This window comes from Rhodanobacter sp. Root627, assembly GCF_001427835.1.
In the GTDB taxonomy this organism is placed as follows: Bacteria; Pseudomonadota; Gammaproteobacteria; order Xanthomonadales; family Rhodanobacteraceae; genus Rhodanobacter; species Rhodanobacter ginsenosidimutans.
Genome location: NZ_LMGW01000002.1, coordinates 959849 through 972232, shown reverse-complemented (window position 1 = coordinate 972232; position 12384 = coordinate 959849). Strand labels below are relative to the sequence as shown.

Genomic DNA, 12384 nt, shown 5'->3' with positions numbered 1-12384 from the left:
ATGGGGGCGGTACCGGAGTGCTCAATTGGATCGCGCGCGGCGCGCGGCGGCCGCGCCCCATGTCACTATCAAGGTTTCGCCGCCGCGGGTGGTTGGCTCGCGATGGAAGCTCAGCACGGGAGGATGGGGTGAAGCAACCGCTGCAACCGGCGTCGCGCCAGAGTGATGCGCAAGCCGTGGAATCGTGGCTGACGATGGCCGATGGTCAGCCGATTTTCGTGCGCGACTGGCCGCTGGCCCAGGCGCGCGGCGCCGTGCTGATCGTCCACGGCCTGAGCGAGCACAGCGGGCGCTATGCGGAGCTTGCGCAGTGGCTGGGCGCCCGTGGCTACGCCGTGCGCAGCTACGACCAGCGCGGCCACGGCAGGACGCCCGGCCGCCGCGGCGCGCTGCGCCACGACGACGATCTGCTGCAGGACCTGACGGCGATCCACCGCGATTACGCCTGCACGCTGGGCTGCGTACCGCTGGTGCTTGGCCACAGCATGGGCGGTGTGGTGGTGGCGCGCAGTGTGCTGGATGGCCGCATCGCACCCGGCGCCGTGATCCTCAGTTCACCCGCGCTGCGCAGCTGGGAGCCGCGCTGGCGCCGTGCGCTGGCCCGCGTGCTGAACCGGATGACGCCGAACCTGCCGCTGCGCAGCGGCCTGAGTTTCGGCCGCATCTCGCACGACCGTGCAAGGGTCGCCGCGTATCGCGCCGATCCCCTGCGCCATGGCTGGATCACCCCGCGGCTGGCCGACTTCATCTTTCGCGCGGGCGCCTCCAGCATCGCCGATGCCGCGCGTCTGCCCGTCCCCACCTTGCTGCTGGTCTCCGGCAGCGACGCACTGGTCGACCCCTCCGGGAGCGGCGATTTCTCGCGCGCCGCCGCCCCCGGCGGCCAGGTCACCACGCGCTTTTTCTCGATGCTGTACCACGAGCTTTTCAACGAGGCCGAGCCGGGCCGCAGCCAGGTGCTGCACCAGTTGGGCGACTGGCTGCAACGGCAGGCGCCGGATCGCTCGTGAGCGCGGTTATGGCAATTGATACGCTGGACGCGCGTCCAAGCGTTCACCACGCGGGTCGTCGGCGGGCACACCGGGGAAACGAGGCAGGAGAAGGGAATACTCGGGTGTAAGTCGGCCTTCACCAAGGCCACATGCACGTCATCATTCAATTCAACCAGGGATACGACCATGTTCGGTTTTCGGTACGTCAAAGCCAATCCAAGCACCTACCTCATCCAGTACAAGAACGGTAAATCGACTCGTGAGGGCACGGGCCTCACGTTCTGGTATTTCGCACCCAGCGCCACCCTGGTTTCGATTCCGCTTGAAAGCGTGGATGCCCCGTTCATGTTCCAGGAAGTCAGCAGCGACTTTCAGGTCGTGACGGTCCAGGGCCAGGTCACCTATCGCGTGTCCAAGCCGGCCACGCTCGCCGCCTTGATGAACTTCACCCTCAAATCGGACGGCAGCTATGCCTCCGAAGACTGGACCAAGCTCCCCCAGCGCGTCGTCAATACCGTGCAGGTACAACTGCGTTCGGTGTTGCAGAGCCAGACATTGCAGCAATTGCTGCAGGGCTCCGATCATCTGGTGCAGGTCGTGCGCGAGGGTTTGCAGCGCGCGGATGGCCTGCCCAGCCTCGGGCTTGAGCTGGTCAACTTCGCGATTCTCGCCGTGAAGCCCAACCCGGAAACCGCCCGGGCGCTGGAGGCGCAGGTTCGCGAGCAGATTCTCAAGCAGGCGGACGATGCGACCTATGTGCGCCGCAACGCCGCGATCGAGCAGGAGCGCGCGGTCAAGGAGAACGAGCTCAATACCGAGATCGCTGTGGAAGCGAAAAAACGCCAGATCCGCGAGGCACAACTGGAAGCCGAGCAGGCCGTATTGGCCAAACGTCAGGCGATCCAGGATCAGGATCTGGCCGGCCGCATCGCGCTGGAAGAGAAGAACAAGAGCCTGACCATGCTGCGTGCCACCAACGCGCAGACGGAAGCCGACGCCAAGGCCTACGGGATCGCCGCGAGCATGAAGGCGGTGCAGGGCGTCGATCCGAAAGTGCTGCAGGCCCTGATGGTGGGGCAGGCGGACCCGAACGTGCTGATCGCCCAGGCATTCCAGGGATTGGCGGCAAACGCCGAGCGGATCGGCGAACTCAACATCTCCCCCGATTTGCTGCAGCAATTGACGCATGGGCGCCCCAAGCCGGCAGCGAAGGCCTGACGCCATGGATGCACTCAACCAGCGGATCGTGCTGGTGACCCGCAAGACGCGGCTTGAGGAGCTGATCGCGCGCTTCAACACGATCGAGCAGGCACGCTTCTACGTGGAACACCTCGGCGCGGATTTTTCCGACTATGAAGCCGAGCACCGCATCTATCAGCAGGCGGTTGAAACGTCCGAGGCAACCTTGGGTCGCTTCGGGCGGGTGCATCGACTGGATCGGGGTTTCCTGGCGAATTACCTCTTCGCGCCGGATGCGCTGGTGGTGGTCCTGGGCCAGGATGGCCTTGTCGCCAACACGCTCAAGTACCTCAAGGGCGCGCAACCGGTCATCGGGGTCAACCCCGATCCGGCGCGTTGGGACGGTGTGCTGCTTCCCTTCGAGGTCGGGGACCTGTCCACCATTGCGAAGGAGGCCATCGCCGGCAGGCGTTCGCTAAGCCGCGTAACCATGGCGCGAGCGGCCCTGAGCGATGGACAGGAGCTTTTTGCGGTCAACGACCTTTTCATCGGGCCGCGGTCGCACGTGTCCGCGCGTTACCAGATCCAGCAGGGGGCGCGCTCGGAGACCCACTCGTCCAGTGGACTCATCGTGTCGACGGGCCTGGGTTCGACGGGGTGGTTTCAGAGCCTGTTGGCGGGCGCCGCCGGCATCGCCGGCCACGCGCTTGCGGGGTCGGCACAGCTCATGTGGGAACATGGCTTTGCCTGGGATGCAGACCATCTGCAGTTCACGGTGCGCGAACCATTCCCCAGCCGCACGACGCAAGTCGAGTTGGTGTTCGGGCAAGTCACCCGAACCGAGCCGCTGCAGCTTGTCTCGCAGATGGCGGGCTACGGGGTGATCTTCAGCGACGGGATCGAAGCTGACTTCCTGGAGTTCAACGCGGGCATGACAGCCACCATCAGCCTGGCGGAAAGATACGGACATCTGGTGAATTGAGGGCTTTCGCGGGCAGCCACGGGTGGATCGCACGCCGGAATCCGGTAACAACCCGCGCGCGGATTCACTGGATGGTGGGCCCGCCAGGACTCGAACCTGGAACCAAGGGATTCGCTTGTGCCGGGGGTTTCCCTCCGGAGCGGACTATCTCTTCACCCTCTGCCGATGGGGCAGGTGGGGTGCGGGACGCTCGAGCCTGTGATCAAGGGCGCTGTAGCCCTCAGGTAGTCTCTGCACCTTCCGCCGGTGTACCGGCGGCTTGGCTCAGGGTTGCCACCGGCCGCGTTGCGCGCCGCTGAGGTTTCCCTGAATTCATCCCGATTCCATCCACGGATTACGCCGTGGCGGCACCATTTCGATGAGTCCCCTGCTCTAACCATTGAGCTACAGGCCCGTCTCGCCATGATAGCCGCAGCGTTCCGGAATCACCACGACACGGCATGCCGGTGAATGCGGGGGATTTTGCGTTGCGGCATGCAATTTCCGCCGGGTGGGGTAAAGTCCGTGGTTGCGTCCTTTTCCGCCTGCGGGCGTTGAATCTGGGGGCATATTGCCAGACGGGCATTTTTTTGTTTATATGAATGTTAGCGCTAACACCCTAACCCGCGAGAACCGCAATGAGCTTGGTCGTTGGACTTGATGTAGGCACCCAGAGCGTCAAGCTCGTTGCGTACGATTCGGTGGCGCACGAGGTGCTGGCCACGCACAGCCATGCGCTGGAATTGGTGGCGCAGGATGATGGCAGCCGCGAGCAGGAAGCCCAGTGGTGGATCGACGCGATCCGCAGCTGTTTCGCCAAGCTGGACCCGGCCCTGCGCGCCCGTGTGGTGGCGTTGGGCGTGTCCGGTCAGCAGCATGGTTTCGTGCCGGTGGACGCCGCCGGCCAGGTGCTGGCGCCGGCCAAGCTGTGGTGCGACACCAGCACCCAGGCCGAATGCGACGAGATCATGGGCGCCGTGGGCGGGCCGCTGCGCGCCGTGGCGCTGGCCGGCAACCCGATCCTGGCCGGTTACACCGCCTCGAAACTGCCGTGGACGCGCAAGCACCGGCCCGAGGTATATCGGCAGCTGGCGAGCATCATGCTGCCGCACGACTATGTGAATTTCTGGCTGACCGGCGAGCGCTGGATGGAATACGGCGACGCCTCGGGCACGGGCTGGCTGGATGTGCGCACGCGCCAGTGGTCGCCGGAGCTGCTGGCCGCCACGGATGCGCAGCGCGACCTGGCCGCCTGCCTGCCGCCGCTGGTCGAGGCGGATGCCAGCTTCCCCATTTCCGCCGCGATTGCCGATGAGTTGGGCCTGCCGCACGGCGTGCGCGTCTCGGCCGGCGGCGGCGACAACATGATGGCCGCGATCGGCACCGGCAACGTGGCCTCCGGCGTGTTGAGCATGAGCCTGGGCACCTCCGGCACGCTGTTCGCGCACGCCGACCATCCGGTGGTGGACGACAACGGCAGCTGGGCGGCGTTCTGCTCGTCCACCGGTGGCTGGCTGCCGCTGATCTGCACCATGAATTGCACCGTGGCCACGGAAAACGTGGCGCGCGCGTTCGGCTTCGAGAGCCGCGATGGCGACAAGGTGCTGGCCGGCACCACGCCGGGCGCCGACGGCCTGGTGATGCTGCCGTTCTTCAACGGCGAGCGTACGCCCGACCTGCCGCACGCCCGCGCCAGCCTGCACGGCATGGATACAGCCAACCTCAACCGCGCCAACCTCTACCGCGCCGCGATGGAAGGGGCGACCTACGCGCTGCGCCATGGCTATGACGCGCTGTGCGCCGCGGGGCTGCACTTCGACGCCATCCGCCTCACCGGCGGCGGCAGCCACAGCGCCGCGTGGCGACAAATGGTGGCCGACGTGTTCGAATTGCCGGTGGACGTGCCCACGCAAGCCGAAGGCGCGGCTTTCGGCGCCGCACTGCAGGCATTGTGGGCATTGGATCACGCCGCGGGTGGCCACGCGGATATCGCGGCCCTGGCCACCGAGCATGTTCACCTCGATCCGGCACTCTCGACCCGTCCGGATCCGGCTGCGACTGCCGCCTATCGCAGCCACTACGGCCACTTCTCTCGTCATCTGGAAGCCGCCGTGGCGAGCCACGCCAACGAGAACGTCACGAGCGGCGGCTGAAGCTTCCAGCATCAAACACCATCATCACCTATCCACCAGGACACCATCATGAGCACCCCCTTCATCGGCAAACGCGAGTATTTCCCCGGCATCGGCGCCATCCCCTACGAGGGCATCGGGTCGGACAATCCGCTGGCGTTCAAACATTACGACGCCAACAAGAAAGTCGGCGACAAGACCATGGCCGAGCACCTGCGTTTCGCGGCGTGCTACTGGCACAGCTTCTGCAATGCCGGCCACGACCCGTTCGGCCCCGGCACCCGCGTGTATCCGTGGGACAAGCACGCCACCACCGCGCTGGGTCGTGCCGAGGACAAGATCGACGCCGCGTTCGAGTTCTTCACCAAGCTCGGCGTGCCGTACTACTGCTTCCACGACATCGACATGTCGCCGGATGCCGATGACATCGGCGAGTACGAGAAGAACCTCAAGCACATGGTCGCGCTGGCCAAGGAGCGCCAGAAGTCCACCGGCATGAAGCTGCTGTGGGGCACGGCGAACCTGTTCAGCCATCCGCGCTACATGAACGGCGCGGGCACCAACCCGGACTTCGCCGTGGTGGCGCGTGCGGCGGCGCAGATCAAGGCGGCGCTGGAAGCCACCGTGGAGCTGGGCGGCGAGAACTACGTGTTCTGGGGCGGCCGCGAAGGCTACGCCTCGCTGCACAACACCGACACCAAGCGCGAGCTCAACAACTTCGCCAAGTTCCTCACCGCCGCGCGTGACTACGGCCGCAGCATCGGCTTCCAGGGCAAGTACCTGATCGAGCCGAAGCCGATGGAGCCGATGAACCACCAGTACGATTTCGACTCCTCGACCGTCGTCGGCTTCCTGAAGCAGAACGGCCTGGACAAGGACTTCTCGCTCAACATCGAGGCCAACCACGCCACGCTGTCGGGCCACACTTTCGAGCACGACCTGCAGATCGCGTCCAACCACGGCATGCTGGGCAGCATCGACGCCAACCGCGGCAACGCGCAGAACGGCTGGGACACCGACCAGTTCCCCAGCGACCTGTACGACACCGTGGGCGCCATGATGGTGGTGCTGCGCCAGGGTGGCCTGGCCCCGGGCGGCCTGAACTTCGACGCCAAGGTGCGCCGTGAATCCACCGATGCGGACGACTTGTTCATCGCCCACGTCGGCGGCATGGACAGCTTCGCGCGCGGCCTGGAAGTGGCCCATTCGCTGCTCAACGCCTCGCCGTGGGAGAAGTGGCGCGCCGAGCGTTATGCCAGCTTCGATGCCGGCAAGGGCAAGGACTTCGCCGAAGGCAAGCTCGACCTGGCCGCGCTGCGTGATCTGGCGGTCGCCCAGGGTGAACCGACCCAGCGCAGCGGCAAGCAGGAGCGCTACGAGAACCTGATCAACCAGTACCTGATGCGCTGAACCCCAAGCCACCCGTGTCGCCGCAGGGGCGGCGGCACGGTGTGACACCACGGGCAATCCGGAGCGACACGGACCGAGGGGGTGGACATGGCAATGGATATTCATGGCGCCACGCGCGCCATGCCCGGCGGCATCGTTCATTCGTCGCGGGCAGATGCGGGGCTGGAAACACCGGTCGATGCTGTCGGCCGCGTGGCTTTCGGCCTGCGGCGCCCCGTTTCATTTCCTGGCACGACACGCAAGGGCGTGTCGTGCCAAAGCACGACACGCGCAGCTGCCTCAGCTGCGCGTCTTGGCGGCTGTCTTCGCCGGCGCCACGGAGCCGCGCATCACCAGCTGGTGCGCCACCACCTGATCGACCACCACGCGGGTTTCGTTGCCGTTGCGACGGATCGCGCGCAGCAGGATGTCGATCGCCGAATCGGCCATGCTGGAGATCGGCTGGCGCACGGTGGTGAGCTCGGGCCACACCGTGGTCGCGGCCGAGGTGTCATCGAAACCCACGATGGACAGATCCAGCGGCACCCGCAATCCGCGTCGGTGCGCCACCGAGACGGCCGCCGCGGCCATGTCGTCGTTGCTGGCGAAGATCGCGGTGGGCGGCTTGCGCAGCGACAGCAGCTTCTCGACCGCCTCCAGCCCGGAGCGGTAGGTGAAGTAGCCCTGCTGCACCAGTTCGGCATCCCGCGCGATGCCCGCTTCCTTGAGCGCGGCCTGGTAACCCTCGAAGCGGCGCTGGCTGGCCATCTGGTTGGGGTGGCCCTTGACGCACGCGATGCGCGTGTGACCCATGTTGATGAGGTGTTCGACGATCTCCTTGCTGGCCAGGAAGTCGTCGATGCGCACGCTGGAGATGTCGTGGATGAAGTGGCCCGAGGCCACCGCCACCACCGGCACGCCGGCCTTGGTCAGTTCCTCGATCACCACCTTGGATTCGCACAGCGGCGGCGGCAGGATCACCCCGCCCACGCTCTTGGCCAGCGCGCGCGCGGCCTTGCGTTCGGCGGCGGCATCCAGCGTTTCCCAGCTGTCGATCACCAGTTGCGCGGCGGTGCGCTCGGCGCCATGCAGCGCGCCCAGCAACAGCTCGCGCAGGTAGGCGCCGCTGGGGTTGGTGTAGATCAGCGCGATGCGCACGTCCTGCGCGGCGGCAAGCGAACTGGCCGCCTGGTTCGGCACGTAGCCCAGCTCGCGCACGGCCTGCATCACTTTTTCGCGGGTCGTTTCGCGCACCTTGGCGTGGCCGTTGACCACCCGCGACACCGTCATTGGCGATACTTCGGCGAGAACCGCTACCTCGTCGATGGTGACGGCACGCCCTTTCCGGCGAGCCGATTTCTTGCCTGTTGTCTTCAATGCCGTTTCCTTTCAGCAGTGCGCGTCGCGTTGCGCGGGCCCGTTGCCAGATTCCCGGATCCCCATCCCTACGAGGTCCAGCCATGCGCGCATGTTTGCATATGTTAGCGATAACATTCTGTTGTGATGCCAATCATCGTTCATGGCGCAGGCCTTGGGGGCTGAATCGTAGCCGTTCGGGCGTTGGCCCGCGCCTGCTGATCGCGGGTCTGGCGGTGTTGTTCGCATGCCTGGGCGCCGGTCGCGCCCACGCCGAGGACGGCCATGATCTGTGGCTGCGCTACCACGCGCTCGCCGCCGCGCCGGCAGGTATCGATACCCGCCAGGCCGTGCAACTGGTCGCAGGGCAAGGCTCGCCGACCGCGAAGGCGGCCAGCGGCGAACTCGTCCGTGGCCTGGGTGGCCTGCTCGGCAAGACGCCGGAACTGTCGGGCACAGTCAGCCGCGATGGCGCGCTGATCATCGGCACACCCGCCTCGTCACCCGTGGTGGCCGGCCTGCACCTGGACACCCGCGAGCTGGGGCGCGAGGGCTACCTGATCAAGAGCGTGGTGGTGAACGGCCACCCCGCCACGGCGATTGTCGGCAACGACGACATCGGCGTGCTGTACGGCAGCTTCCGCTTCCTGCGCCTGCTGCAGACAGGGCATCCGGCCACCGGCCTGGACCTGCGCGACCGGCCGCAGGTGAAGTTGCGCGTGCTCGATCACTGGGACAACCTCGACGGCAGCGTGGAGCGCGGCTATGCCGGCGCCTCGATCTGGGACTGGTGGAAACTGCCCGGTTACCTCGACCCGCGCTACACCGACTACGCCCGCGCCAATGCCTCCATCGGCATCAACGGCACCGTACTCAACAACGTCAACGCCGATCCGCTGGTGCTTACGCCCGCCTACCTGAAGAAAGTGGCGGCGCTGGCCGGGGTGTTCCGCCCGTGGGGTATCCGCGTGTATCTCAGTGCGCGTTTCAGCGCGCCGATCGAGATCGGTGGCCTGAAGACGGCCGATCCACTCGACCCGGCCGTGCGCCAGTGGTGGCGCGACAAGGCTGACGAGATTTATCGCGTGATCCCCGACTTCGGCGGCTTCCTGGTCAAGGCCAACTCCGAAGGCCAGCCCGGCCCGCAGGACTATCACCGCACCCACGCCGACGGCGCCAACATGCTGGCCGACGCGCTGGCGCCGCACGGCGGCATCGTGATGTGGCGCGCCTTCGTCTACTCCGAGCACGACCTCGACGACCGCACCAAGCAGGCCTACAACGAGTTCAAGCCGCTGGACGGCACGTTCCGCGACAACGTGCTGCTGCAGGTGAAGAACGGCCCGCTGGATTTCCAGCCGCGCGAGCCGTTCAGCCCGCTGTTCGGCGCGATGCCGAAGACGCCGCTGATGATGGAGTTCCAGATCACCAAGGAATACCTGGGCTTCGCCACGCATCTGGTCTACCTCGGCCCGCTGTGGGAGGAAGTGCTGCGCGCCGACACCTACGCCAAGGGCAAGGGTTCCCCCGTGGCCAAGGTGGTCGACGGTCAATTGGACGGCCATACGCTGACCGGCATGGCCGGCGTGGCCAACATCGGCACCGACCGCGACTGGAGCGGCTCGGTGTTCGACCAGGCCAATTGGTATGCGTTCGGCCGCCTGGCATGGGACCCGACACAGTCCGCCCGCGCCATCGCCGACGACTGGGCGCGCATGACCTTCGCCCCCGACGACGCGGTGGCCAAGCCCATCGTGGGCATGATGATGGCCTCGCGCGAAGCGGCGGTGGATTACATGACGCCGCTGGGCCTGGCGCACCTGATGGGCGCCGGCCATCACTACGGCCCCGCGCCGTGGGACGACAGCCTGCCGCGGGCGGACTGGAACCCGGTCTATTACCACCGCGCCGACACGAACGGCATCGGCTTCGACCGCACCCGCAAGGGCAGCGACGCGGTGGACCAGTACGCGCCGCCGGTGGCCGCGGAATTCAACGATCTGAAATCGACGCCCGACGCCTACCTGCTGTGGTTCCACCACCTGCCGTGGGATTACCGCATGCGCTCCGGCCACACGCTGTGGGACGAGCTGGTGATGCATTACAGCCACGGCGTGGACGAGGTGAAACAGATGCGCGCCACCTGGAAATCGCTGGATGGCCGCATCGATGCACAGCGCTACGCCCAGACCGCCGCGTTCCTGGCCATCCAGCAGAACGAGGCGCAATGGTGGCGCGACGCCAGCATCGCCTACTGGCAAAGCCTCAACCATCTGCCCCTGCCGGCCGGCTACGCGCCGCCCGCGCATACGCTGGATTACTACAAGAGCCTTTCCTTTCCCTACGCACCGGGACACTGACCATGGCAACCACACGCCCGCCCATCGGCACCAAGACCCTCCGCCTCGCCTGCCTGCTGCTGGCGCCCTGCAGCCTGCTGGCGGTATCCGTCGCACAGGCGGCGGACAAGCCGCTGCTGGACCCGTTGTTCCAGGATCACGCGGTGGTGCAGCGCGACCGGGCGATTCCGGTGTGGGGCCAGGCCAGTCCGGGTGAATCGCTGAAGATCGCGCTCGACGGCAAGACCGTCAGCAGCCGCGCCGGCGCTGACGGTCACTGGCAGGCGTCATTGCCGGCCCTGCCGGCCGGTGGCCCGTACACGCTGAGCGTGATCGCGGCCGACGGCAGCAGCCAGACGGCCAAGGACATTCTCGTCGGCGATGTGTGGTTGTGCAGTGGCCAGTCCAACATGGAGTTGCAGGTACGCCGTACGTTGAACTTGAACAGCGAAACCAGCGGCGCCAACAACGACCGCATCCGCATGCTCACCGTGCCGCAGACCGGCGCATCGGCGCCGCAGGATCATTTCGCCGCACCGGTGCAATGGAAGTCGACCACGCCGCAAAACGTGCCGGATTTCTCCGCCACCTGCTACTACTTCGCGCGCGAATTGCAGAAGACCGTGGACGTGCCGATGGGCTTGATCAACGCCTCCCTCGGCGGCTCGCGCATCGAGCCGTGGCTGAGCGCGCAGGCACTGCGCAAAGTGGGCGGCTACGACGAAGCACTCGACACGCTGGCGTTGCACGCCAAGGATCCGCAGGCCGCCGCCGCGCAGTGGGGCACGTTCTGGGCGAAGTGGTGGAGCCGCCAGCCACAAGTGAAGAAAGGCGACGAGCCGTGGAACCCTGCGGCTTCCGATGCCGGCTGGAAAGCAGCGCCGAAAACCCTGGTCGATTACCAAACCTGGGGTGTGCCCGAGCTGGCCAGCTACACCGGCATGCTGTGGTACCGCACCACCGTGACCTTGACCAAACAGCAGGCTGCGCAGGACGCCACGCTGGCGATCGGCAACGTGGACGAGATCGACCAGACCTGGGTGAATGGCCGCGGGGTGGGCAGCAGCAGTTACGGCGGCAGCCCACGCATTTATCGGCTGCCGCACGGCCTGTTGCATGCCGGCAAGAATCTGATCGTGATCAACGATCTCAACACCTATCTGGCGGGCGGCATGATGGGGCCCTCCGACACGCGCGTACTGAAATTCGCCGATGGCAGTTCGGTGCCGCTCGACACCAACGGCTGGCAGTATCGCGAGGTACCCAGGGACATCGGCACGCCGCCACTGGCGCCATGGTTGACGGTCTCGGGCAAGACCACGCTCTACAACGGCATGATCGCGCCGCTGGGTCACTACGCGTTCCGTGGCGCGCTGTGGTACCAGGGCGAATCCAACACCGGTGAGGCGGACCAATACCGCCGCCTGCTGGAAGCCTATCGCGGTGATCTGCGCGCCCAGTTCGGGGCCAAACTGCCGCTGCTGATCGTGCAACTTTCCAGCTACGGCCCCGCACCCACCAAGCCAGCGGAAAGCGGCTGGGCCGGGGTACGCGAGGCAGAGCGTCTGGTGGCCGCCGAAGACCCGCACTCGGCGCTGGCCGTGGCCGTGGATATCGGCGAGCGCTACGACATCCACCCGGCCAACAAGCAGGAGCTGGGCCGCCGCCTGGCGCGCGCCGCACGGCATGTGGTCTATGGCGAATCGCTGTCGCCGTCCGGCCCGCTGCCCGTCGCCGCCACGCGCGAGGGTGACACCGTCGCGGTCAGCTTCAGCGATGTCACCGGCAAGCTGGTGGCCTACAGTTCGAATCATCCCATCGGCTTCGAGCTGTGCGGCACGCAGGCCAATAGCTGCAGCTACGCCGATGCCGACCTGCGCGACGGCAAGGTGCTGCTGCATCTGGACACGCCGCCCGCCCACGGCATCGCCCGGGTGCGCTACTGCTGGGCCGACAGCCCGTTCTGCACGCTGTACGACGAAGCGGGCCTGCCCGCGGTGCCGTTCCAGCTCGATATCACCTCTTCCCCGCACTGA

Annotated in this window: 8 protein-coding genes; 7 read left to right on the top strand and 1 reads right to left on the bottom strand. The window is 66.4% G+C overall.

The window, feature by feature from the left end:
* Positions 1-128 precede the first annotated feature (128 nt).
* The 5 genes from ASD68_RS11510 to xylA all read left to right on the top strand — a co-directional run bounded on the left by ASD68_RS11510 (position 129) and on the right by xylA (position 6674).
* Positions 129-1010, top strand: coding sequence for an alpha/beta hydrolase (locus ASD68_RS11510; RefSeq protein WP_056606846.1), 882 nt, complete (start codon positions 129-131; stop codon positions 1008-1010).
* 15 nt (positions 1011-1025) lie between these two features.
* A complete protein-coding gene (locus ASD68_RS11505; protein ID WP_235577618.1) occupies positions 1026-2210 on the top strand; it encodes an SPFH domain-containing protein in 1185 nt (394 codons plus the stop codon).
* Between the two features lie 4 nt (positions 2211-2214).
* Entirely contained in the window at positions 2215-3153 is a 939-nt protein-coding gene (locus ASD68_RS11500; RefSeq protein WP_056083191.1) for a hypothetical protein, read from the top strand.
* 617 nt (positions 3154-3770) lie between these two features.
* Positions 3771-5285, top strand: a complete 1515-nt coding sequence (gene xylB, locus ASD68_RS11495) for a xylulokinase (RefSeq protein WP_056606843.1) — start codon at positions 3771-3773, stop codon at positions 5283-5285.
* 48 nt (positions 5286-5333) lie between these two features.
* Positions 5334-6674 carry a xylose isomerase gene (xylA, locus tag ASD68_RS11490; protein WP_056606841.1) on the top strand — a complete coding sequence of 447 codons (1341 nt, stop codon included), beginning with the start codon at positions 5334-5336 and terminating at the stop codon, positions 6672-6674.
* A gap of 279 nt (positions 6675-6953) precedes the next feature.
* On the opposite strand, the gene ASD68_RS11485 is transcribed toward xylA, so the two are convergent.
* Positions 6954-8030 (bottom strand): LacI family DNA-binding transcriptional regulator, encoded by a 1077-nt coding sequence (locus ASD68_RS11485; protein WP_056083183.1) that lies wholly within the window; start codon positions 8028-8030, stop codon positions 6954-6956.
* A gap of 209 nt (positions 8031-8239) precedes the next feature.
* Between ASD68_RS11485 and ASD68_RS11480 the strand changes: the two genes are divergently transcribed.
* Positions 8240-10369: an alpha-glucuronidase family glycosyl hydrolase gene (locus ASD68_RS11480; RefSeq protein WP_156458417.1), complete on the top strand. Its 2130-nt coding sequence runs from the start codon at positions 8240-8242 to the stop codon at positions 10367-10369.
* A gap of 2 nt (positions 10370-10371) precedes the next feature.
* A complete protein-coding gene (locus ASD68_RS11475) occupies positions 10372-12384 on the top strand; it encodes a sialate O-acetylesterase (RefSeq protein ID WP_082546047.1) in 2013 nt (670 codons plus the stop codon).

What these genes read in the sequence shown, in the direction of transcription:
- ASD68_RS11475 (WP_082546047.1), top strand. Translation starts at nt 10,372, where the DNA reads ATGGCAACCACACGCCCGCCCATCGGCACCAAGACCCTCCGCCTCGCC.
- xylA (WP_056606841.1), top strand. Translation starts at nt 5,334, where the DNA reads ATGAGCACCCCCTTCATCGGCAAACGCGAGTATTTCCCCGGCATCGGC.
- xylB (WP_056606843.1), top strand. Translation starts at nt 3,771, where the DNA reads ATGAGCTTGGTCGTTGGACTTGATGTAGGCACCCAGAGCGTCAAGCTC.
- ASD68_RS11500 (WP_056083191.1), top strand. Translation starts at nt 2,215, where the DNA reads ATGGATGCACTCAACCAGCGGATCGTGCTGGTGACCCGCAAGACGCGG.